This window comes from Nocardia sp. NPDC050697 (assembly GCF_040654395.1).
Taxonomy (GTDB): domain Bacteria; phylum Actinomycetota; class Actinomycetes; order Mycobacteriales; family Mycobacteriaceae; genus Nocardia.
Map to the genome: position 1 here is coordinate 166,124 of NZ_JBFAHY010000002.1, position 21,861 is coordinate 187,984.

The following is a 21,861-nucleotide window of genomic DNA, read 5'->3' on the forward strand; positions in this document are numbered from 1 at the left end:
GGATCACACCGTCCGGGTGAGCCGATCGGTGAGCAGGTGCGCGAACCGCGCCGGATCCTTCAACTCGCCGCCCTCGGCCAGCACCGCGGTGCCGTAGAGCAGCTCCGCGGTCTCGGCCAGCTCCGGCACCTTGCCCGCGTCGGCATCGTCGCGGCGGCTGTCGTAGGCCGCGCGCAACCCGGTGACCAGCGGGTGCGTCGGGTTGAGCTCCAGGATCCGCTTGGACTCCGGCAGCTCCTGCCCGGAGGCGCGGTACATCCGCTCCAGCATGGGGGTGAAGTCGAACACATCACCGACCAGGCAGGCGGGCGACGAGGTCAGCCGGGACGACAGCCGGACCTCCTTCACCTGGCTGGACAGGGTGTTGCCGAGCCAGCCGAGCAGCTCAGCGAACTCCTTGTCCTGCTGCTCGCGCAGCGCCTCGGAGGCCTTCTTCTCCTCCTCGGTCTCCAGGTCGACCTCGCCCTTGGCGATCGAGGTGAACGGCTTGCCGTCGAACTCCGGCACCGAGCCGACCCACATCTCGTCGACCGGGTCGGTCAGGATGAGCACCTCGCGCTCTTTGGCGCGGAACGCCTCCAGGTGCGGGGAGCTCTCCACCTGCTGCCGGCTCTCACCGGTCATGTAGTAGATCGCGTCCTGCCCCTCCGGCATCCGCTCCACGTACTGCGCCAGCGTGGTCAGCTCGGAGTCGGAGTGCGTCGAGGCGAACGACGACACCTGGAGCAGCGTCTCCCGGTTGTCGGCGTCGTTCAGCAGCCCCTCCTTGAGGACGCGGCCGAACTCGCGCCAGAAGGTCTGGTACTTGCCCTGGTCCTCGGCGCCCTGCAGCTCCTTGACGGTGGAGAGCACCTTGCGCACCAGCCGCTTGCGGATCATCTGGATCTGCCGGTCCTGCTGCAGGATCTCCCGCGAGACGTTCAGCGAGAGGTCCTGTGCGTCCACCACGCCCTTGACGAAGCGCAGGTACTCCGGCATCAGCTCCTCGCAGTTGTCCATGATGAACACCCGCTTGACGTAGAGCTGCACCCCGCGCTTGTGCTCCCGGGTGAACAGGTCGAACGGCGCGGTCGATGGCAGGAAGAGCAGCGCCTGGTACTCGAAGGTGCCCTCGGCCTTGAGCGGGATGATCTCCAGCGGATCGTCCCAGGCATGGCTGACGTGCTTGTAGAACTCGGTGTACTCCTCGTCGGAGACCTCCGAGCGGGGCCGGGTCCAGAGCGCCTTCTGCGAGTTGAGGACCTGGTCCTCGACGACCGTCTTCTCGGTCTTCTCCTCGCCCTCACCCTCGGTGACGGTGCGCTCGACCCGCATCCGGATCGGCCAGGCGATGAAATCGGAGTACTTCTTGACGATCTCCCTGAGCTTCCACTCCAGGGTGTAGTCGAAGAGGTGGTCGTCCTCGTCGGCGGGCTTGAGGTGCAGCCCGACCGAGGTGCCCTGCGGGGCGTCCGCGACGGTTTCGATGGTGTAGGTGGAGCTGCCCGCGGCGGCCTCCCACCGCGTCCCCTCGGTCTCTCCGGCCTTCCTGGTGGTCAGCACGACCTTGTCCGCGACCATGAAGGTCGAGTAGAAGCCGATGCCGAACTGGCCGATCAGCTCACCGGCGTCGGCGCTCTTGGCCTCCGCGAGCTGTTTGCGCAGCTCGGCCGTGCCGGACTTGGCCAGCGTCCCGATCAGATCCACGACCTCGGCGCGGGACATGCCGATGCCGTTGTCCCGCACGGTGAGCGTGCGCGCCTCGGGGTCGGTCGCCAGCTCGATGTGCAGATCCGAGGTGTCGACCTCGAGATCCTTGTCGCGGTAGGACTCCAGCCGTAGCTTGTCCAGCGCGTCGGAGGAGTTCGAGATCAGCTCGCGAAGGAAGGTGTCCTTGTTGGAGTAGACCGAGTGGATCATCAGCTCGAGCAGCTGATGGGTCTCCGCCCGGAACTCGAGTTGTTCGACGTGCTCTGTCACGTCGCGATAGTACGACGGGCGAAATCGTCGAGTGCCGGAACCTCCAGGTCTGCCCGCTCGGTCATCCACTCGCGCAGCACCCTGGTGGCGCGGACGTCGTCCTCGTTGTACTCCAGCAGCCGGGTGCGCTGGGTGAGATCGGGCTCGGCCTCGTACCCGACGGCCCGGCGGTACCAGCTCATCGAGGCCTCGCCACCGGCCTCCGGATCGCGCCAGGCGAACCCGGCCACCGGCGCGATCTTCTTGAGCCCCTTGCCGTTCGGGCAGATGAACTGCTCGGAGACGGCCTGGAACATGTCCACCCACTCCGGGGAGTCCACGAAGGCGCGCACCTGCTCGACGGTCGGCACCCCCGGCTTGCCCGCGAAGCGCCGCGCCGACTCGTAGAGCCACTTGTCCTCGGCGGTGCGGGAGTAGCAGTACGCGGCGAAGGTGCGGCCCGCGGTGTGCGCCTGCGCGCGGGTGCGCATGAGCCAGGTCCAGAACTCGCCGAAGGAGCGCGCCTCGTCCACCGTCGGCAGCGGATCCCAGGTGACGAAGGGGCGGTAGACGCCGTCCAGCAGGGTGCCCCACAGGTAGGCGCCGAACTCCTGGAAGCTCTCCAGATCCACGTCGACCTCGACGTCCGCGCGCTGCACCCGCACCGGCTGCACCCGGCGCACCAGCGGCGCGCCCACGATCCAGGCCCGCGCGGTGACCACGGCCTCGACGAACGGGCCGTGCTGCCAATCCTCCGGCTCCGGGCCGGACCAGGCGGCCAGGTCGTCGATGGTCTGCACGCCGTGCCCGCGCAGCACCTCGGCCCGCGAGCCGGGCGCGACCAGGCTGACGTCCCTGCGCTCGGCCAGCACGCCCTCGCAGCCGGGCCCGGCGCCGGGGCCGCGGCTCCACCACGGGCACTGCCTGCACTCCGGCACCTTCGAGGGTAGCGTCGGCAGCTCGCCGCGCACCACCGCGATCCGGTCCGCGTAGCGCCGGTCGTAGTCGGCCAGCAGCGGGCCGAGGTCGTGCACGAGGACGCGGTTCCCCTCGTAGCCGATCACCCCGCCGACCAGGGCGGGCGAGGCGAGGCCGTGGCGCTGCAGCATGCGGTACAGGTGCGCGAGGCGCTGCTGGTCGCGCGGCTGCTGGCGCAGCTTGCGGTACGGGTCGGGCGCGGGGTTCCAGACGTGGGGGTCGGTGGTGGTGGGGTGGAAATCGGCCGGCTCCGGGCGGCGCGGGTCGGTGACCTTGTGGTTCACCACGAGCACCGGGATGTAGCCGCCGCGCTCGGCATCGCGGAGCAGGATCTCGACGCCGCCGCGGCGGCCGGTATCCGGCTCCTGCGGCAGCAGCGCGCCCCAGATCCGCGGGGTGCCGTTCGCGCAGGCCGCCAGCGTGGCGGCGGCCCGGTCGGCGGCGCGGCCGCTCGCGTCGATCACCACCCACTGCTCCGGCGCCGCGCCGACCAGCGCCGCGCGCACCTGCTGCCGGTGCAGCGCGGCCGCCTCGCGGCGCTCGATGACCCCGGCGTCCTCCCTGACCCCGGCGATCTGCTGCCCGAACGCCGCGTCCAGATGCAACCGGTGCCTGCACCCGATCAGGGAGCGGGCATCGAGAAACGCGGGCACGCGCTCGCCCGGTTCGTCGGCCCCGGGGGCGCTGCCCCCGTCGTCACCCGTGATCACGTAGAGCAGTATGGGCCCTACCCCCGACACTTCCGCGAATCCGGCGGTGGCGGCCCGCTCCCGAGCAAGTAGGGTTGGGCGCGAATTGCGTGCTCGTGACCATGGCATGACGGAGGGCCTTCGATGGGGTTGTTCACCAAGCGCAAGCGGCGCCCGAGCCGGCGGGCCGAGGCCAAGGCCCTCAAGCACAAGGCGGGGCTGGAAGCCAAGCTGGTGGCCAAGAACGACCGGAAGTCGCGGCGGGCCGAGGCGCGCACCCAGCGCAAGGTGGCCAAGGCGCAGATCGCCGCCTACCAGGCCGAGGAGAAGGCCGCCGACAAGCTGGCCGCCAAGGCGGACCGTGATCCGTTCAGCCCCGGCCAGGTGAAGAAGTACCTCGGCGTCGCCCGCATCCTGGTGCCGGTGCTCGCGCCGCTGGCCTACCGCGCCGCCACCTTCGTGCGCGGGCAGCTCGACGTGCGGCGCGCGCAGCAGCTCGGCATCGGGATCGATCAGCTCGGTGACTACGCGGGCCACGGCGGCCGGTTGCAGGCGCGGATCGCGAATACCGAAGCGGCGCTGGAGAAGGTGAGCGGCGAGGGCAAGGCGGACGACACCCGCGCCTTCGTCGGCAGCACGAAGGAGCGGCTGGAGAGCCTGAGCGCCGCTGTCCGCACCGCCGACCAGATGCCGGCCGCGCGCAGGCGCGCGGTGCACACCGCCGTCTCCAGCGAGCTCGAGGGGCTGGAGGCCGACGTGCTCGCCCGCCTCGGCGTGCGCTGACCCGCGTTCCCGTGCGCGCCGCCCCCGATCCCGCCGGCCTCCGCGGCCCGGTGGTCGGGGGTTTGGTGGCGGCGCTCGGCGTCGCGGCGCACGGCGCGGCCGGTGGGGGTCTCCCCGGTGGTGCCGATTTCGCGCTGCTGCAAGCGGTCTCGGTACTGACCGGTGCGGTCGCGGTACTCGCGCGGCAGCGGGGGCGGTTCGCCGATGCGGTGGGGTTGCTGGCGGTGCTCGCCGGTGGGCAGTACGCGACGCACCTGCTGCTGGCCGCTCACGAGCACAACGCCTCGACCACGAGCACCACCCTGATGGCCGGCGCGCACGCGGCGGCGACCGTGCTGGTCGCGCTGGCGATTCCGGCGGCGGAGCGGTTCGCCGCGCTGGCCGCCCGCACGCTGCGGGCGCTGCTCGGCCCGGTACGGGCGATGCCGCTCACCTCCCTCGCCGGGTTCCCCGGCACCCCCCTGCTCCGCGCGGCCGGACCGCTCGGTGCGATCGGCCCGCGGGCCCCGCCGGTCGGGCGCTGACCCCGCCTCCGACACTCGCACCGACCGAAAGCGACTCCCCCATGCACTCGACGCTCACCCGTGCCTCCGTCACGGCCGCGACCACCGCCACCCTGATCCTCGCCGCCTGCGGCAGCGCCGCCGCGCACGTCACCGTCGACGCGCCGGGCGCGGCGCAGGGCGGCTACAGCGTCGCCACCTTCCGGGTGCCGACCGAATCCGAGACCGCGAGCACCACCGCGCTCACCGTCACCATCCCGAACGTGCGCAGCGTGCGCACCGAGCCGCTGCCCGGCTGGACGGCCAAGGTGGACAAGAACCCGGCGGGCGAGGTCACCGCCGTCACCTGGACCGCCGATCCGGGCAACCCCGGCGTCGGCCCCGGCCAGTTCCAGCGCTTCGCCGTCTCCATCGGCCCGCTGCCCAAGGAGCACGAGCTGACCTTCCCTGCGGCGCAGAGTTACAGCGACGGCAGCGTGGTGCGCTGGGACCAGCCAGAAGCGGCGGACGGCTCGGAGCCGGAGCGCCCCGCGCCGAGCCTGCACCTCGCCGCGGCATCCGCCGACGGCCACTCGCACGGCACCGAGAGCACCGAGGCCGCCGCTGCCGACGACGCCACCGACCAGACCGCCCGCTGGCTCGGCGGCATCGGCCTCGCGCTCGGGCTCTTCGCGGTGGCGCTGGGGCTCGGCTCGGTGCTGCGCGGGCGCCGGTCGTGAGGCCGCTGCGCGCGCTGGCCCTCACCGCGCTGGCCGGGCTGCTTGTCACCATCGGCACCGGCACCGCGGCCGCGCACTCGATCGTGGTCGGCAGCGTGCCCGCGGATGGGTCGTCGGTGGAGGTCGGCCCGGAGCGGGTCAGCGTGACCTTCAACGAACCGCTGCAGCCGAGCTTCCCCGCGCTCACCGTGGTCGGCCCGGACAACCACTTCTGGCAGCGGGGCGAGCCGGTGGTCGACGGCGCGACGGTGAGTGTGCCGGTCGGCGAGCTCGGCCCCGCGGGCACCTACACGATCGCCTTCCGGGTCACCTCCGCCGACGGGCACGCGGTGAACGGCAAACGTACGTTCACCCTGACCAAGGCGGGCAGCGGCACGCCCGGCGCGGAGGTGTCCGCCAACGAGGAGGGGTCGGGCGGGTTCCCAGCTATCCCGGCCTTGGCTTTCGTCGCCGGTGCAGTGGTGATCTTCGGCGGCGGCCTCGCCATCGCGCTACTGGGCGGCAGGGGCCGCGGAAAGCGCGCGTGAAACCGCCCGCCACCGCCGGTCGCCGCGTGCTGTGGCTGCTGCTGGTGGCTGGGCTACTCGGGGTCGGGGTGGCGTGGCTGCTCAGTGGCGCCACCCCAGCCGAAGGGCCGATCCGAGTGCTCGCCGATGGGCTCGGAGCCTCGGCGCTCGGGCTGGCCGCGCTGCCTCGGCTCGCCGAGCGGCTGCGAGTGCCGTGGCGGCTACTTGCCACGATCGCAGGCAGCTGGTGCGCAGCCGAGTTCGCGCTGCTGGTGTTCGAAGCGGCCGAGGTCGTCGATACACCGGTCGGGGAGCTAGGGCTCGGCTCGTTCGGCGCCTTCGTCCGGGACACCAGCGGCGGCCAGGTCGGGGTGGCGGTGCTGGCCGTCACCGCCCTGATCGCGGTCTACGGCGCGTACGCCTTCCGGACCGGCGACGGCTCGCCCGACCTGGTGCTGGTCTTCGCCGCGGTGGCGCTGGCGCTGCGGCCGATCACCGGGCACATGTCGCAGCAGGTCTTCGGCTCGGTGCTGGCCGCCGCGCACGCGCTCGCGGCCGGGCTCTGGTTCGGGCTGCTCGTCGCGCTCGCGCTGGTGCTGCGCGGCCGCGGCGAGTGGGCCGCCGCGCTGCCGCGCTACTCCGCGCTGGCCGGGGTGCTGATCGCGGTGGTCGCGGCGACCGGGGTGCTGAACGGGCTGATCCGGCTGGGCGGGGTGGGCGGGTTGCTCGACACCGGGTACGGCCGGATCATGCTGGCCAAGACGGCGGTGCTGCTCGCGCTGGCCGGGCTCGGCTGGTGGTGGCGGCGCGGCTGGGTGCCGCGCGCCGCCGGCCACCGGGTGCGCGCCGAGAACTCGCTGCGCCGGGCCGTCACCGAGACGCTGATCATGGCGCTCGCCTTCGGCCTCGCCGCCACCCTCGCCGTCACGGCGTAGCCGATTACAGTGGCGGCGTGACCCAGGTGACGATCGTCGAGGACTGCGTGGCATCGGCCGAATCCGCCTTCGCCTACGTGAACGACTACCGGAATCTGCCGAAGTTCCTGCACGGCCTGCAGTCGTTCACGCCGGTCGGGGCGAAGGACGAGGGGCTCGGCGCGGTCTTCGACGGGAAGATCAAGCTCGGCCCCGCCGCCCTGACCTCGCGGATCGAGGTCACCCGCTGGGCCGAGAACGCGCTCATCGAGGTCACCTCGATCAAGGGCTTCGAGGTCGCCTCCACCTTCGTCTTCCACCCGAAGACGCCCGCGCTCTGCACCATCGACGCCATCGTGGAGTACCGGGTGCCCGGCGGGCTCGCCGGAAAGGCGCTCGGCCGCACCATCGAACCCTTCGTGAAGCTGGCGGTGAAGCACACCACCGACAACCTGGTCGCGCAGATCGCGGCCTTCCACCTGACCCGCGAGCCGTGACGCCCTCGCTCCCCCAGCGGCTCGGCTACCTGCTCGGCCGCACGCTGCCGCCGTCCATGTCGGAGTGGGTGCTGCGCGACCTCACCGGCCCCGGCGCCACCCGCCGCTACCTGCTGCGCACCCTGATCCCGGTGATCCCGCCGCTGCTGCTGTTCCTGCTGCTGCCCGGTCCGCTCTGGATGGGCGCCGCCATGATGGCGCTGCTCTACATCCCGCTGATCTACTTCACCGTCGCGCTCATGTACGTCTACCGGCGGCACCGGCTGGTCCAGCACGGCCTCGACCCCGCGCTCGCCGATGCCGACGCCCGCGCGCGGGCCGCCACCGAGCGCGCCGAGTACGAGCGCAGACATGGCCGGGGAGGCGCCGATCACACCGGGTGACCGGGCACAATCGGGGGGGTGACCGATACTTCGAACGTCGATTCCGTGGCGACCGCCGATCTGGCCGACGAGATCGGCCCCGAGATCCGCAGCTGCGACACCCAGTTCACGCAGTTCGGCGGCCGGGCCGCGTTCTCCGGGCGGATCGTCACCATCCGCTGCTTCCAGGACAACCTGCTCGTCAAGCAGACGCTGAGCGAGCCGGGCGCGGGCCGGGTGCTCGTGGTGGACGGCGGCGCCAGCGTGCACACCGCCCTGGTCGGCGACATCATCGCCGGGCGCGGCGTGGACAACGGCTGGGCCGGGGTGATCGTGAACGGCGCGGTGCGCGACTCCGCGATCCTGCGCACCCTCGACATCGGCGTCAAGGCGCTCGGCACCAACCCGCGCAAGAGCACCCAGACCGGGTCGGGCGAGAAGGACGTGCCGGTGGAGTTCGGCGGCGTCACCTTCGTGCCCGGCGAGGTGCTCTACAGCGACCACGACGGCGTCGTGGTGCGCGCCGAGGACTAGCGGCCGGTCACCCGGGCCTGCCGCCCGGCGAGGGCGACGGTGTCGCCCGGCTGCAGCTGCCTGCCGCGCCGCGTCTCGACCTCGTCGTTCACCCGGACCAGCCCCGCCGCGATCACCGTCTTGGCCTCGGCGCCGGACTCGATCAGATCGGCGAGCTTGAGGAACTGGCCGAGTTTGATGGCCTCGTCCTGAATCGGGACGTCGACTGTATCCGCCATGCCCTATGCATACTCCCCCGTCGGGCCGGGTCCGGCACCGGGCCGGGCGGCGGAGCCGGGCGTCCCGATTCAGTTACCATCCGGCGAACGGCGGGACACGCGGCGCGCGAAAGGCTCGGCATTCCGCCCGATCGGCACGCACACTGGTCCGGTGACTTCCACGCAGGCCGCTCCGCACGCCGACACCGAGCTACCACCGGATCGGCCGACACCGCCGGTCCCGCACCGCGGCCACGGCAGGCTGCGCGAGGTTCCGCACATCGCCGCCACCGTGCTCGGCGTCTTCTCCGTGCTGATCTTCCTGTGGAGTCTCTCGCCCACCCTGCGCTGGCTCACCGCGGCCCCGCGCCGCTACATCGACGACTACTACTTCGACGCACCCGACACCAACCTCATGTGGGCGCTGCTCGTCGCGCTGCTCGCCGGGGCGCTGGCCAGCCGCAAACGCATAGCCTGGTGGTTGCTGGTCGGCTATCTGGCGCTGTACACGGTCATCAATGTCGTCACCTTCACCACCAGGGGCGATGTCGACGCGCTGGTCGCCATGGTGGTGCACCTGGCCGTCATCGGCGTGCTGCTTGCCGCGTGGGGCGAGTTCTACACCCGGGTCCGGCGCGGCGCGGGCTGGAAGGCGCTCGGCGTGCTCGTGGGCGGGCTGACGCTGGGCTTCCTCGTCGGCTGGGGGCTGCTCGAGCTCTTCCCGGGTTCGCTGCCGAGTGGCTGGCAGCGCCCCGGCTGGTCGCTGTACCGGGTCACCGCGGCGGTGCTCGCCGACAACGAGCACTTCGACGGCCACCCGCACCCCTTCGTGAACTTCCTGCTCGGGCTCTTCGGCGCGCTCGCGCTGCTCGCCGCCGTGCTGGTGCTGCTGCGCTCGCAGCGCGCCGCCAATGCCATGACCGGGGTGGACGAATCCGCCATCCGCGGCCTGCTCGCGCACTCCGACGTGGAGGATTCGCTCGGCTACTTCGCCACCCGGCGGGACAAGGCCGTGGTCTTCGCACCGAACGGCAAGGCCGCCATCACCTACCGCGTCGAGCTCGGCACCTGCCTGGCCAGCGGCGACCCCATCGGCAGGCGGGAATCCTGGCCGCAGGCGATCGACGAGTGGCTGCGGCTGGCCGATCGCTTCGGCTGGGCGCCCGCGGTGATGGGCGCCAGCGAACCGGGGGCCACCGCGTACCGCAGGGCCGGGCTGGCCGCGCTGCGCCTCGGCGACGAGGCGATCCTGGACACCCGCTCCTTCTCGCTCGCCGGGCCGGAGCTCAAGCAGGTGCGGCAGGCCGCCAACCGGCTGCGCAAGCAGGGCGTCACGGTGCGCATCCGGCGGCACGGCGATATCCCGGCGCAGGATTTCCAGAGCATCACCGCGCGCGCCGACGCCTGGCGGGACACCGCCGAGGAGCGCGGCTTCTCCATGGCGCTCGGCCGGCTCGGCGACCCGCAGGACGCCGACTGCCTGCTGGTGGAGGCGGTGAACCCGCAGGAGCGGGTGCTCGGCATGCTCTCCCTGGTGCCGTGGGGCCGCACCGGCGCCTCGCTGGAGCTCATGCGCCGCGACCCCGGCGCGCCGAACGGCGTGATGGAGCTGATGATCTCGCAGCTCGCGCTGAACTCCGAGCAGTACGGCATCACCCGGGTCTCGCTGAACTTCGCGGTCTTCCGCTCGGTCTTCGAGGAGGGCGGCCGGATCGGGGCGGGGCCGGTGCTGCGGATGTGGCGCGGGGTGCTGCTCTTCTTCTCCCGCTGGTGGCAGCTGGAGGCGCTGTACCGCTCGAACGTCAAGTACCAGCCCACCTGGGTGCCGCGCTTCTTCCTCTTCGAGGAGCGCAGGCAGCTGCCGCGGGTGGCGCTGGCCAGCGCGCTCGCCGAGGGCTTCCTGCCGCGCTTCGGCGCGGAGAGCGACACCGCCGTGCACACCGGGCTGCACAGCGCCGTGCCCGCGAGCGTCCCCGGGCTGCACGCCGACGGCAGCGCGCCGGACTGGCCGGAGGACGAGACCGAGGAGATCCGCTCCCGGCGTCCGGAGCAGGTCCGGGTGCGGCTGGAGAAGCTCGGCAAACTCACCGATCAGGGCATCGAGGCGTACCCGGTCGCCTACCCGCCGACGCACACCATCGCGGCCGCGCGGCGCACCCCGCGCGGGACCACGGTCCGGGTCTGCGGGCGGTTGCTGCGGATTCGCGACTACGGCGGCGTGATCTTCGCGCTGCTGCGCGACTGGTCCGGCGACATCCAGCTGCTCATCGACCGCGACCGGGTCGGGGCCGAGCGCAGCGCCGAGTTCACCGAGTACTTCGACCTCGGTGATCTGATCGAGGTGAGCGGGCAGATCGGGGTCAGCCGCCGGGCGGAGCTCTCGCTGCTCGCCGCCGACTGGCGGATGCTCGGCAAGTGCCTGCACCCGCTGCCGGACAAGTGGAAGGGGCTCGCCGACCCCGAGGCCAAGGTGCGGCAGCGCTACGTGGACATGGCGATCAACGCCGACACCCGCGAGGTCATGGCCAAGCGCAGCGCGGTGCTGCACTCGCTCCGCGATTCGCTGCACGGCGCCGGCTTCCTCGAGGTGGAGACGCCGATCCTGCAGCAGGTGCACGGCGGCGCCAACGCCACCCCGTTCCGCACCCACATCAACGCCTACGACCTCGACCTCTACCTGCGCATCGCGCCCGAGCTGTACCTCAAGCGGCTCTGCGTCGGCGGCATGGAGAAGGTCTTCGAGCTGGGCCGCACCTTCCGCAACGAGGGCGTCGACTTCAGCCACAACCCGGAGTTCACCATCCTGGAGGCGTACGAGGCGCACAGCGACTACCAGCGCATGATGCACCTGTGCCGGCGCCTCATCCAGGAGGCCGCGCTCGCCGCCAACGGCGCCGAGGTGGCGCTGCGCCCCACCGACGGCGGCGGCTACGAGGAGGTCGACATCTCCGGCGAGTGGACCGTGAAGACGGTGCACGGCGCCGTCTCCGAGGCGCTCGACACCGACGTCACCCCCGCCACCGGGGTGACCAGGCTGCGCGAGCTCTGCGATGCCGCCGACATCCCGTTCCAGCACAACTGGGACGCCGGGCAGATCGTGCTGGAGATGTACGAGCACCTGGTCGAGGCGCGCACCGAGCACCCCACCTTCTACTGCGACTTCCCCACCTCGGTCTCGCCGCTCACCCGGTCGCACCGCAGCATCGCCGGGGTCGCCGAGCGCTGGGACCTGGTGGCGTGGGGCGTCGAGCTCGGCACCGCCTACAGCGAGCTCACCGACCCGATCGACCAGCGGCAGCGGCTCACCGAGCAGTCGCTGCTCGCCGCCAACGGCGACCCGGAGGCCATGGAGCTGGACGAGGACTTCCTGCAGGCGCTGGAGCACGCCATGCCGCCCACCGGCGGGCTCGGCATGGGCGTGGACCGGATCGTCATGCTGATCACCGGGCGCAGCATCCGGGAGACGCTGCCCTTCCCGCTGGTCAAGCCGCGCTGATCGCGTCCTGCCCCCCGAACTGTGGGCGGTGCGCACCGAATGGTCCTGTTAGGGTTCGACATTCGGCGCCAGGGAGGACGCCGCTCACTTCTCGGAGGGAAATTCGTCGTGCCTGTTGGCCTGCTCGTCACATCGGGGCTGCTCGATCCCGTGTTCTCCGCTCAACCCGACCCGGCGCTGCTCGCCGATGCGCTGCAGGCGCGCAGGCGCGGGGGGAGCCGCGGGAGCGGGGGTAGTTCGATCGGGGCGCTCGCCGTCGGGATCGTCTGCCTCGGGCTGGTGGCGGTGCTCGTCATCGGGTTGGTGGTGCGGAGCAGGAAGTCGGGGTCCGGGTCTGCCGGGGGGCAGGGCGGGCAGCCCGGTTTTGGTGCGCAGGGAGGGTACGGCGCGCAGCCCGGATTCGCCGGGGCGCCCGGCGGCACGCAGTCCGGGTTTGCCGGAGGGCAAGGCGGCGGCCAGCCAGGCTACGGCACCGGCCCGGGCGCCCAGCCTGCCTACGGCACCGGCCCCGGCGCACAGCCCGCGTACGGCACCGGCCCCGGCGCACAGCCCGCGTACGGCAGCCAGCCGAACTACGGGACCGCCCCGGGTGCACAGCCCGGCTACGGCACCGCCCCCGGCGCGCAACCGGGCTACGGCACCGCCCCCGGCGCGCAACCGGGCTACGGCACCGCCCCCGGCGCGCAACCGGGCTACGGGACCGCCCCGGACGGACAACCCGGCTTCGGGACCGCCCCCGGCGGACAACCGGGCTACGGCACCGCCCCCGGCGGACAACCGGGCTACGGCACCGCCCCCGGCGGACAACCCGGCTACGGCGTCAACCCGGGCGCCCAGCCCCACTACGGCTCGCAGCCGAACTACGGCGCCCCGGCGCACCCGGCCGACCGCGGCCGCCCGGGCGGCCAATGGCCCCCGCACTGAGCGGAGAATTTCGCGCGGCGTGTAAACACCACCCGCACCATCCGCGATCTTGATGCAGACCTCCGGCCCGGAACCGCCCCGCGCGCCCGATCCCGGCGGTTAGCCTAGAAATCCCGGCTCCGGGAGGAAGCCGCTCCGCCGACGAGGGGAACACCATGTATCTCGACCTGCTCACCCAGGCCCCGCTGCTCGACCCGCACGTCTGGGCCAGCCCGGACGTCCTCACCACGGTCATCGACTACGAGGCGGCCAAGAAGAAGAAGTCCCGCGGCGGCGGCGGCCTGATCTTCGGCGGCATCTGCTGCCTGCTGATCGTCGCGCTCATCGTGGTCGGCATCTACCTGCTCACCAAGCGCAAGAAGCAGCAGTAGCGCCGGATACGGTGGACGGGTGCAGCTCATCTTCGTCCGCCATGCCCAGCCGGTCCGCATCGAGGGCGCCGACGCCCCCGCCGACCCGGAGCTGGCCCCGCTCGGGGTCGAGCAGGCGGCGCGGGTACCGGAGGCGCTGCGGCACCACCACCGGATCACCCGGGTCGTGAGCAGCCCGCAGCGGCGCGCCCTGGCGACGGCGGCGCCCGCGGCGGCCGCGCTCGGCCTCGAGGTCGAGGTCATCGACGACCTCGCCGAGTACGACCGCGACCTGCCCGCCTACATCCCGATCGAGGATGCCAAGACCGAGTTCCGCGCGGCCTACGAGCGGATCAAGGCCGGGTACCTGCCGGAGCAGATCGACGGCCCCGCCTTCGCGGCCAGGGTCGCGGCGGTCGTCACCGACCTGGTGAAAGCCGCCGACCCCGCCGACACCGTGCTCGCCTTCGCGCACGGCGGCGTGGTGAACGTGACGCTACAGGACGTGCTCGGCCTCGACCGCCCGCTCACCTTCCCGATCGACTACTGCTCGATCACCCGAATCCTGTACTCGCGCAACGGCGATCGCCGGGTAGCGACGGTGAACGAGAACGCGCACGTCTGGGATCTGCTGCCGCGCAACCTGGCCTCCTGACCGCGCACAGCGGACTGCCAGCCGCGTCGCACCGCCGTCCCAGGGAGAAGCCTTTCGATGGGTGCAGTGCCCCGCTCCGCGGCGCACTGTTCCAACGAAAGGAAACCGTGTTGCTCTCCTCCACGATCGCCCGACGCGTCGCCGGTACCGCGCTGGCGGGCGCGCTGCTCGCCGCCCCCGTCGGCCTGCTCGCCGGCACCGCCTCCGCCGCCGCACCGGCCGACACCGTCCAGCTGGAGTCCGTCGCGGCTCCGCAGCTGACCGATGTCGACCGCGACCACCACGACAACGACCGCGACCGGGATCGGAACGACCACCGCGACGACCACCGCGGCCCGGCGCAGTTCCAGCAGTTCCAGCAGTTCCTGCCGCCCACCGGCTCGGCGCTCTGAGCTGAGAACGACGAAGGCCACCGCCCGGGTCGGGCGGTGGCCTCCGTCGTGATCGGGGAGCCGTCAGGCCATGCCGGCGATCCAGTCGTGCATCCAGCGGACCGCGCTCTTGCCGTCGTCGACCCGGTAGCTGCCGTACAGGGTGTGCGCCTGCGAGCTGTAGAACCGCTCCAGGTCCTTCACCCGCTGCTCGTTGGCCGACTCGGTGAGCTGGCCCTGCAGCGTCGGCACGCCGCCGTGCGCCATCAGATCGTTGATGATCGAGCCGGCTTCCTGCTGGTAGCGGCCCAGGTTGGCCGGGTTGGTCTCGGAGCTCATGGCGAGGAAGCCAGCGAACCGGGTGATGAAGTCGTCGGTCGCGGTGGCGCAGTAGAGGTCGTCCACCGCGCAGATGGTGCGGGTGCGGTCGCTGATCCAGCCGAAGCCGCCGACCCGGGGCCCGCCCGCACCGGCACCGCCGGCCACCGGGCCCACCTGCACGTCGGTCGGCGACCGGCGCGGGTCGGAGATCAGCCCGACGCCCGCGATGCGGTCCGGCGGGACGACGCCGAGCCCGGTGCCGATATCGGCGGCCAGGTCACCGGCGGCGTCCGCGCCCTGGCTGTAGCCGACCAGCGCGATCTGGGTGGCGCCGCAGGCCCGCGCCATATCGCCGATCAGCCCGCGGGCGGCGGTCACGGCCTCCTTCTTGGAGTTGCCGTAGACCTCGCCCTCCCACGGGAACGCCGTGGCGGAGTAGGTGACGTAGTCGACCTTCGCCGAGCGCGGCAGGTTGTTGGTGACCCCGGCCAGCATGCCCGGCCCCGGCTCCTTGTCCCGCCCGGTCTCCCAGGTGCCCGGGATCGCGACCACGTACAGGCTCGGGCAGCCGGGATCCGCCACCGCGGAGCCGGTACCGCCGAGCACCATGCCGGAAACGAGTGCCGCGGACGCGCCAAGAGCCGCGACGACCTTCTTCAACTGCATTCCGCTCCAGTCCCAAAACCGTTGCCCCCGCAGGAGCGAGCCCGACAAGTTGCCGCCTCGATGCTGTCCTCGACGCGTTTCACGCCTGTGCACGGCGGGTGAACATTTTCACCTCGGGGTCGTAGCCGCCGGACCCCATCCCAAGATCACCGGCACACCGCCGACCACAATAGAGGTACCGCCGGGGCGACGCCATCCGAACCCCGGACTTGTCCGATTCCCTCGATACCCGCCGAAAACCCCGGCGAACTGGCCGAATGAGCACCCCCGGAACGCGAAGGGCGCCTGTGGACTCCGTTGTCCACAGGCGCCCGCCTTCCCCCTGCCGGGGAAATCCAGGTCAGCGCTGGGCGACCATGGTGGGGGTGATGGGCGCGGGCAGCGCGGTCTCGCCCTCCAGGTAGCGGTCGACGGCGGCGGCGGCCGCGCGGCCCTCGGCGATGGCCCAGACGATGAGCGACTGGCCGCGGCCCATGTCGCCGGCGACGAAGACGCCGGGGACGTTGGTGGCCCAGCCCTTGTCGCGCTGGACATTGCCGCGCTGGTCGTAGCCGACGCCGAGGTCGGTGAGGAGCCCGCCCTTGTCCGGGCCGACGAAGCCCATGGCGAGCAGCACCAGGTCGGCCTCGAGCGTGAACTCGGTGCCGTCGACCTTCTCGAAACGGCCGTTGACCATCGTCACCTCGTGCGCCTGCAACCCGGTGACCTGGCCGTCGCTGCCGACGAAGCGCTCGGTGTTGACCGAGAAGACGCGCTCGCCGCCCTCCTCGTGCGCCGAGGAGACCCGGTACATGAGCGGGTAGGTCGGCCACGGGGTGGAGCCGGCGCGCTCCTCCGGCGGGCGCGGCATGATCTCGAACTGGTGCACCGACTCGCAGCCCTGCCGGTGCGAGGTGCCGAGGCAGTCGGCGCCGGTGTCGCCGCCGCCGATGATGACGACCTTCTTGCCCTTGGCGTGGATCGGCGGCAGGCCGTCGGCGTCGGTGACGTCGTCGCCGAGCTGCACCCGGTTGGCCCAGGGCAGGAACTCCATGGCCTGGTGGATGCCGTTCAGCTCGCGGCCGGGGATCGGCAGGTCGCGGGCGGTGGTGGCGCCGCCGGCCAGCACCACCGCGTCGTACTGCTCGCGCAGCTCGTCGGCGGTGATGTCGACGCCGACGTTCACGCCGGCCCGGAAGATGGTGCCCTCGGCCTCCATCTGCGCCATCCGGCGGTCGATGAAGCGCTTCTCCATCTTGAATTCCGGGATGCCGTAGCGCAGCAGCCCGCCGATGCGGTCGGCGCGCTCGAACACCGTGACGGTGTGGCCGGCCCTGGTCAGCTGCTGCGCGGCGGCCATGCCGGCCGGGCCGGAGCCGACGACGGCGATCTTCTTGCCGGTGAGCCGGGTCGGGTAGACCGGGGCGACCCAGCCCTCGTCGAAGGCGTTCTCGATGATCTCGACCTCGACCTGCTTGATCGTCACCGGGTCCTGGTTGATCCCGAGCACGCAGGAGGCCTCGCACGGCGCCGGGCACAGCCGCCCGGTGAACTCCGGGAAGTTGTTGGTGGCGTGCAGCCGGTCGATGGCGTCGCGCCAGTTGTCCCGGTAGACGAGGTCGTTCCAGTCCGGGATCAGGTTCCCGAGCGGACAGCCGTTGTGACAGAACGGGATACCGCAGTCCATGCAGCGGCTGGCCTGGGTGCGGAGGGTGTCGTGGGAGAACTTCTCCTCGTACACCTCCTTCCAGTCCATCAGCCGGAGCGGGACCGGACGCCGCTTGGGCAGCTCCCGTGCGGTGTGCTTCAGAAAACCCTGGGGGTCAGCCACGAGCGGCCTCCATAATCGCAGCGTCGACGTCCCGGCCGGCCTTCTCGGCCTCGGAGATCGCCAACAGGACCTTCTTGTATTCGCGCGGCATGACCTTCACGAAGTGGTTCACCTGCTGCGACCAATCGCCGAGGATGCGATCGGCCACCGCGGAACCGGTCTGCTCGCGGTGTTCGGTGATGGCATCGCGCAGCCAGGTGAAGTCGTCACCCGAGAGCTGCTCCAGCGCCTCGCTCTGCTCCGGGTTCACCCTCGCGGCGAAGGTGCCCTCCGGGTCGTAGACGAAGGCGACGCCGCCGGACATGCCGGCACCGAAGTTGCGCCCGGTCTCGCCGAGGATCACCACCCGGCCGCCGGTCATGTACTCGCAGGCGTGGTCGCCCACGCCCTCGACCACCGCGATGGCGCCCGAATTGCGCACCGCGAACCGCTCACCGACCACGCCGTTGATGAACGCCTTGCCGTTGGTCGCGCCGAACAGGATCACGTTGCCCGCGATGATGTTCTCCGCCGCGACGAAATCGGCGGGTGCGTTCGGCGAGGGCCGGACCACCAGGTGGCCGCCGGAGAGCCCCTTGCCGACGTAGTCGTTCGCGTCGCCCTGCACCCGCAGCGTGATGCCGGCCGGCACGAAGGCGCCGAAGCTGTTGCCCGCGGAGCCGGTGAAGGTGATGTCGATGGTGTCGTCGGGGAGCCCGGCGCCGCCGTAGAGCTTGGTCACCTCGTGGCCGAGCATGGTGCCGACGGTGCGGTTCACGTTGGAGATCTTGGTCTCGAACTTCACCGACTTGCCGCGCTCGAGCGCGTCCCGGCTCTGCGTGATGAGCTGCTGGTCCAGCGCCTTGTCCAAGCCGTGGTCCTGGGTCTTGGTGCAGCGGCGGTCCTGGTACATGAACGCCGTCTCGATGTCGTCCAGGATCGGCGAGAGGTCGAGCTTGCTCGCCTTCCAGTGCTGCTTGGCCTTGCTGGTGTCGAGCAGGTCGACCCGGCCGATCGCCTCGTCCAGGGTGCGGAAGCCGAGCGAGGCCAGCAGTTCGCGCACCTCCTCGGCGATGTAGAGGAAGAAGTTCTCCACGAACTCCGGCTTGCCGGTGAAGCGCTCGCGCAGCACCGGATTCTGCGTGGCCACGCCGACCGGGCAGGTGTCGAGGTGGCAGACGCGCATCATGATGCAGCCGGAGACCACCAGCGGCGCGGTGGCGAAGCCGTACTCCTCGGCGCCGAGCAGCGCGGCGATCATGACGTCGCGGCCGGTCTTCATCTGGCCGTCGACCTGCACCACGATCCGGTCGCGCAACCCGTTGAGCAGCAGCGTCTGCTGGGTCTCGGCGAGGCCGAGCTCCCAGGGGCCGCCCGCGTGCTTGAGCGAGGTGAGCGGCGAGGCGCCGGTGCCGCCGTCGTGCCCGGAGATCAGCACCACGTCGGCGTGCGCCTTGGAGACGCCGGCGGCGACGGTGCCGACGCCCGGTTCCGCGACAAGTTTCACGTGAATCCGCGCCTGCGGGTTCGCGTTCTTCAGGTCGTGGATGAGCTGCGCCAGATCCTCGATCGAGTAGATGTCGTGGTGCGGCGGCGGCGAGATCAGCCCGACGCCCGGCGTGGAGTGCCGCACCTCGGCGACCCACGGGTACACCTTGTGCGCGGGCAGCTGGCCGCCCTCGCCCGGCTTGGCGCCCTGGGCCATCTTGATCTGGATGTCGCTGCAGTTGGTCAGGTAGTGCGCGGTCACGCCGAAGCGGCCGGAGGCCACCTGCTTGATCGCGCTGCGCCGCCAGTCGCCGTTCTCCTCGACCTCGAAGCGGGCCGGGTGCTCGCCGCCCTCGCCGGAGTTGGAGCGGCCGCCGAGCCGGTTCATGGCGATGGCCAGCGTCTCGTGCGCCTCCGCGGAGATGGAGCCGTAGCTCATCGCACCGGTGGAGAAGCGCTTGACGATCGCGGTGGCCGGCTCGACCTCCTCGATCGGGATGGGCGAGCGCGCGCCGTTGCGGAACTTGAAGAGCCCGCGCAGCGAGGCCAGCCGCTCGGACTGGTCGTCCACCAGCTTGGTGTACTCCTTGAAGACCGAGTACTGCCCGCTGCGGGTGGCGTGCTGCAGCTTGAAGACGGTGTCCGGGTTGAACAGGTGGTACTCGCCCTCGCGGCGCCACTGGTACTCGCCGCCCACCTCGAGCTCGCGGTGCGCGCGCTCGTTGCGGTTCTCCAGGAAGGCGACGCCGTGCCGCGCCGCGACGTCGGCGGCGATCTCGTCCAGCCCGATGCCGTCCAGGTGCGAGCGCAGCCCGGTGAAGAACTCGTCCACCAGCTCCTGCGACAACCCGATGACCTGGAAGAGCTGCGCGCCGTTGTACGAGGCCAGGGTGGAGATGCCCATCTTGGACATCACCTTGAGCACACCCTTGCCCGCGCCCTTGATGTAGTTGGCGACGGCGGTGCGGTAATCGGCCTGGAAGTCGCCGGTGCTGCCGGGCATGGTCAGCGCGCCGCGCTCCAGCATGTCCTCCAGCGACTCGAAGGCCATGTACGGGTTCACCGCGCCCGCGCCGAAGCCGACCAGGGTCGCCATGTGGTGCACCTCGCGGGCGTCACCGGCCTCCACGATCAGCCCGACCATGGTGCGGGTGCGCTCGCGCACCAGGTGGTGGTGCACCGAGGCGGTGAGCAGCAACGACGGGATCGGCGCCAGCTTCTCGTTGGACTCGCGGTCGGAGAGCACGATGATCCGCGCCCCGCCCTCGATCGCCGCCGAGACCTGGGTGTTGATCGCCTTCATCGCCTCGCGCAGCCCCCTACCGCCCTTGGCGACCGGGTACAGCCCGCGCACGACCACCGAGCGCAGCCCGGGCTGCGAGCCGTCGTCGTTGATGTGCACCAGCTTGGCGAGCTCGTCGTTGTCCAGGATCGGGCCCTCGATGGCGATCTGCCTGCAGGACTCCGGGCTGGGGTGCAGCAGGTCGCCCTCGGGGCCGAGGTTGCGCTTCAGGCTGGTGACGACCTCTTCCCGGATCGCGTCCAGCGGCGGGTTGGTGACCTGCGCGAAGATCTGCGAGAAGTAGTCGAAGAGCAGCCGCGGCCGCGCGGAGAGCACCGCGATCGGGGTGTCGGTGCCCATCGAGCCGAGCGCCTCGCCGCCGGTCTTCGCCATCGGCGAGAGCAGCAGGTTCAGCTCCTCGGTGGTGTAGCCGAAGATCTGCTGGCGGATCAGCACCCGGTCGTGCGACATGTGCACGTGCGGGCGGTCCGGCAGGTCGGAGAGCTTCTTCACGCCCTCGTCGAGCCACTCCTGGTAGGGGTGCTCGGCGGCCAGCGTGGCCTTGAGCTCCTCGTCGCCGACGATCCGGCCCTGGGCGGTGTCGACCAGGAACATCCGGCCCGGCTGCAGCCGGACCTTCTTGACCACCTTGGCCGGGTCGATGTCGAGCACGCCGACCTCGGAGGCCATCACGACGAGGCCGTCGTCGGTGACCCAGATCCGGCTCGGGCGCAGGCCGTTGCGGTCGAGCACGGCGCCGACGACCTCGCCGTCGGTGAAGCAGACCGAGGCCGGGCCGTCCCACGGCTCCATCAGCATGGAGTGGTACTGGTAGAAGGCCCGGTTGGCCGGGTCCATGGTCTCGTTGCGTTCCCACGCCTCGGGAATCATCATGAGCACGGCGTGCGGGAGGCTGCGGCCGCCGAGGTGCAGGAGCTCGAGCACCTCGTCGAAGCGGGCGGTGTCGCTGGCCCCCGGCGTACAGACCGGGAAGATCTTCTCCAGCCGGTTCTTGCCCGCCTGGTCGATGCCGAAGACCTCGCTGCGCAGCAGCGCCTCGCGCGCGCGCATCCAGTTCTCGTTGCCGGTGACGGTGTTGATCTCCCCGTTGTGCGCGACCCGGCGGAACGGGTGCGCCAGCGGCCACGAGGGGAAGGTGTTGGTGGAGAACCGGGAGTGCACGATGCCGAGCGCGCTCTCCACCCGGTCGTCCTGCAGGTCCAGGTAGAAGGCGCGGAGCTGCGGGGTGGTGAACATGCCCTTGTAGACGAAGGTCTGCCCGGACAGGCTCGGGAAGTAGACCGTCTCCCGGCCGGTGGCGCCCTCGCCCGCGCCCTGCTTGCCGAGCTCGTGCTCGACCCGCTTGCGGATGACGTAGGCGCGGCGCTCCAGGTCCATGCCGGAGAGCTGCTCGGCGGAGTTCTTCGGCGAGGCGATGAAGATCTGCCGGAAGGTCGGCATGGCGTCGCGGGCGAGCGCGCCGAGCGAGGTCTCGTCGATCGGCACCTCGCGCCAGCCGAGTACCTCGAGCCCCTCCTCCTTGACGATCTTCTCCACGCCGTACGCGGCCCGTGCCGCCTCGCGGCGGGCCTGCGGCAGGAAGGCGATACCGGAGGCGTAGGAGCCTGCGGCGGGCAACTCGAAGCCGGCGACGGCACGGAAGAAGCGGTCCGGAAGCTGGATCAGGATGCCAGCGCCGTCGCCGGAGTTCGGCTCGGCGCCCGCGGCACCGCGGTGCTCCAGGTTCAACAGAGCCGTAATAGCCTTGTCGACGATGTCGCGGCTGCGGCGGCCGTGCATGTCGACGACGAACGCGACACCGCAGGCGTCGTGCTCGTTCGCCGGATCATAGAGACCGATGGGTCCGGGTGACCGGTGGCCGGGAAGTTGCGTCATGCC

General features: G+C 71.5%; 19 protein-coding genes. 13 read left to right on the forward strand and 6 right to left on the reverse strand.

From position 1 onward, the window contains the following. Positions 1-3: 3 nt before the first annotated feature. Both htpG and AB0H71_RS08355 read right to left on the reverse strand, forming a co-directional pair. Positions 4-1,959, reverse strand: a complete 1,956-nt coding sequence (htpG, locus tag AB0H71_RS08350) for a molecular chaperone HtpG (protein WP_357016621.1) — start codon at positions 1,957-1,959, stop codon at positions 4-6. Next, on the reverse strand, positions 1,956-3,569 hold the full coding sequence (locus AB0H71_RS08355) for a TM0106 family RecB-like putative nuclease (RefSeq protein ID WP_357018416.1): 1,614 nt from the start codon (positions 3,567-3,569) through the stop codon (positions 1,956-1,958). The genes htpG and AB0H71_RS08355 overlap by 4 nt, the downstream gene beginning before the upstream one ends. Before the next feature lie 180 nt (positions 3,570-3,749). Here AB0H71_RS08355 and AB0H71_RS08360 point away from each other — a divergent pair, with 180 nt between their 5' ends. The 8 genes from AB0H71_RS08360 to rraA are packed head-to-tail and all read left to right on the forward strand — an operon-like array spanning position 3,750 to position 8,423. Further along, positions 3,750-4,388, forward strand: coding sequence for a DUF6474 family protein (locus AB0H71_RS08360; protein WP_357016626.1), 639 nt, complete (start codon positions 3,750-3,752; stop codon positions 4,386-4,388). A gap of 11 nt (positions 4,389-4,399) precedes the next feature. Then, positions 4,400-4,912 (forward strand): hypothetical protein, encoded by a 513-nt coding sequence (locus AB0H71_RS08365; RefSeq protein ID WP_357016629.1) that lies wholly within the window; start codon positions 4,400-4,402, stop codon positions 4,910-4,912. A 41-nt stretch (positions 4,913-4,953) separates the two neighbouring features. Beyond that, entirely contained in the window at positions 4,954-5,610 is a 657-nt protein-coding gene (locus AB0H71_RS08370; RefSeq protein ID WP_357016631.1) for a YcnI family protein, read from the forward strand. Positions 5,611-5,615: 5 nt separating this feature from the next. Beyond that, complete coding sequence (locus tag AB0H71_RS08375; protein WP_357018418.1) at positions 5,616-6,137, forward strand: copper resistance CopC family protein; 522 nt, start codon at positions 5,616-5,618, stop codon at positions 6,135-6,137. Beyond that, positions 6,134-7,051 carry a CopD family protein gene (locus AB0H71_RS08380; protein WP_357016634.1) on the forward strand — a complete coding sequence of 306 codons (918 nt, stop codon included), beginning with the start codon at positions 6,134-6,136 and terminating at the stop codon, positions 7,049-7,051. Before AB0H71_RS08375 ends, AB0H71_RS08380 begins: the two co-directional genes overlap by 4 nt. 17 nt (positions 7,052-7,068) lie before the next feature. After that, positions 7,069-7,527 carry an SRPBCC family protein gene (locus tag AB0H71_RS08385; protein WP_357016637.1) on the forward strand — a complete coding sequence of 153 codons (459 nt, stop codon included), beginning with the start codon at positions 7,069-7,071 and terminating at the stop codon, positions 7,525-7,527. Further along, positions 7,524-7,910 carry a DUF5313 family protein gene (locus AB0H71_RS08390; RefSeq protein ID WP_357016640.1) on the forward strand — a complete coding sequence of 129 codons (387 nt, stop codon included), beginning with the start codon at positions 7,524-7,526 and terminating at the stop codon, positions 7,908-7,910. The genes AB0H71_RS08385 and AB0H71_RS08390 overlap by 4 nt, the downstream gene beginning before the upstream one ends. Before the next feature lie 18 nt (positions 7,911-7,928). Continuing rightward, positions 7,929-8,423 (forward strand): ribonuclease E activity regulator RraA, encoded by a 495-nt coding sequence (gene rraA / locus AB0H71_RS08395; protein ID WP_357016643.1) that lies wholly within the window; start codon positions 7,929-7,931, stop codon positions 8,421-8,423. Here the strand turns inward: rraA and AB0H71_RS08400 are convergent. Next, positions 8,420-8,641, reverse strand: coding sequence for an RNA-binding S4 domain-containing protein (locus tag AB0H71_RS08400; RefSeq protein WP_357016646.1), 222 nt, complete (start codon positions 8,639-8,641; stop codon positions 8,420-8,422). The genes rraA and AB0H71_RS08400 overlap by 4 nt on opposite strands. 241 nt (positions 8,642-8,882) lie before the next feature. Between AB0H71_RS08400 and lysX the strand changes: the two genes are divergently transcribed. From lysX to AB0H71_RS08425, 5 genes are all read left to right on the forward strand, one after another. Beyond that, the gene (gene lysX / locus AB0H71_RS08405; RefSeq protein ID WP_357018421.1) at positions 8,883-12,116 is read left to right on the forward strand and encodes a bifunctional lysylphosphatidylglycerol synthetase/lysine--tRNA ligase LysX; all 3,234 of its coding nucleotides are present in this window, start codon (positions 8,883-8,885) and stop codon (positions 12,114-12,116) included. Between the two features lie 108 nt (positions 12,117-12,224). Next, a complete protein-coding gene (locus AB0H71_RS08410; RefSeq protein ID WP_357016649.1) occupies positions 12,225-13,040 on the forward strand; it encodes a hypothetical protein in 816 nt (271 codons plus the stop codon). Between the two features lie 155 nt (positions 13,041-13,195). Next, positions 13,196-13,411 (forward strand): hypothetical protein, encoded by a 216-nt coding sequence (locus AB0H71_RS08415; RefSeq protein WP_357016652.1) that lies wholly within the window; start codon positions 13,196-13,198, stop codon positions 13,409-13,411. 19 nt (positions 13,412-13,430) lie between these two features. Next, positions 13,431-14,045, forward strand: coding sequence for a histidine phosphatase family protein (locus AB0H71_RS08420; protein ID WP_357016654.1), 615 nt, complete (start codon positions 13,431-13,433; stop codon positions 14,043-14,045). A gap of 110 nt (positions 14,046-14,155) precedes the next feature. Continuing rightward, positions 14,156-14,437, forward strand: coding sequence for a hypothetical protein (locus tag AB0H71_RS08425; RefSeq protein WP_357016657.1), 282 nt, complete (start codon positions 14,156-14,158; stop codon positions 14,435-14,437). A gap of 63 nt (positions 14,438-14,500) precedes the next feature. Here the strand turns inward: AB0H71_RS08425 and AB0H71_RS08430 are convergent, their stop codons facing one another. The 3 genes from AB0H71_RS08430 to gltB form a co-directional block, all read right to left on the reverse strand. Then, positions 14,501-15,403 (reverse strand): cutinase family protein, encoded by a 903-nt coding sequence (locus AB0H71_RS08430; protein WP_357016660.1) that lies wholly within the window; start codon positions 15,401-15,403, stop codon positions 14,501-14,503. Positions 15,404-15,743: 340 nt separating this feature from the next. Then, positions 15,744-17,213, reverse strand: a complete 1,470-nt coding sequence (locus tag AB0H71_RS08435) for a glutamate synthase subunit beta (protein WP_357016663.1) — start codon at positions 17,211-17,213, stop codon at positions 15,744-15,746. After that, positions 17,206-21,858 (reverse strand): glutamate synthase large subunit, encoded by a 4,653-nt coding sequence (gltB, locus tag AB0H71_RS08440; protein ID WP_357016665.1) that lies wholly within the window; start codon positions 21,856-21,858, stop codon positions 17,206-17,208. The genes AB0H71_RS08435 and gltB overlap by 8 nt, the downstream gene beginning before the upstream one ends. Between the last annotated feature and the right edge of the window lie 3 nt (positions 21,859-21,861).

Excerpts from the sequence above, each read along its gene's own strand:
- AB0H71_RS08360 (WP_357016626.1), top strand. The coding sequence starts at position 3,750 with ATGGGGTTGTTCACCAAGCGCAAGCGGCGCCCGAGCCGGCGGGCCGAG.
- AB0H71_RS08370 (WP_357016631.1), top strand. The coding sequence starts at position 4,954 with ATGCACTCGACGCTCACCCGTGCCTCCGTCACGGCCGCGACCACCGCC.
- AB0H71_RS08400 (WP_357016646.1), bottom strand. The coding sequence starts at position 8,641 with ATGGCGGATACAGTCGACGTCCCGATTCAGGACGAGGCCATCAAACTC.
- AB0H71_RS08415 (WP_357016652.1), top strand. The coding sequence starts at position 13,196 with ATGTATCTCGACCTGCTCACCCAGGCCCCGCTGCTCGACCCGCACGTC.
- AB0H71_RS08430 (WP_357016660.1), bottom strand. The coding sequence starts at position 15,403 with ATGCAGTTGAAGAAGGTCGTCGCGGCTCTTGGCGCGTCCGCGGCACTC.
- gltB (WP_357016665.1), bottom strand. The coding sequence starts at position 21,858 with ATGACGCAACTTCCCGGCCACCGGTCACCCGGACCCATCGGTCTCTAT.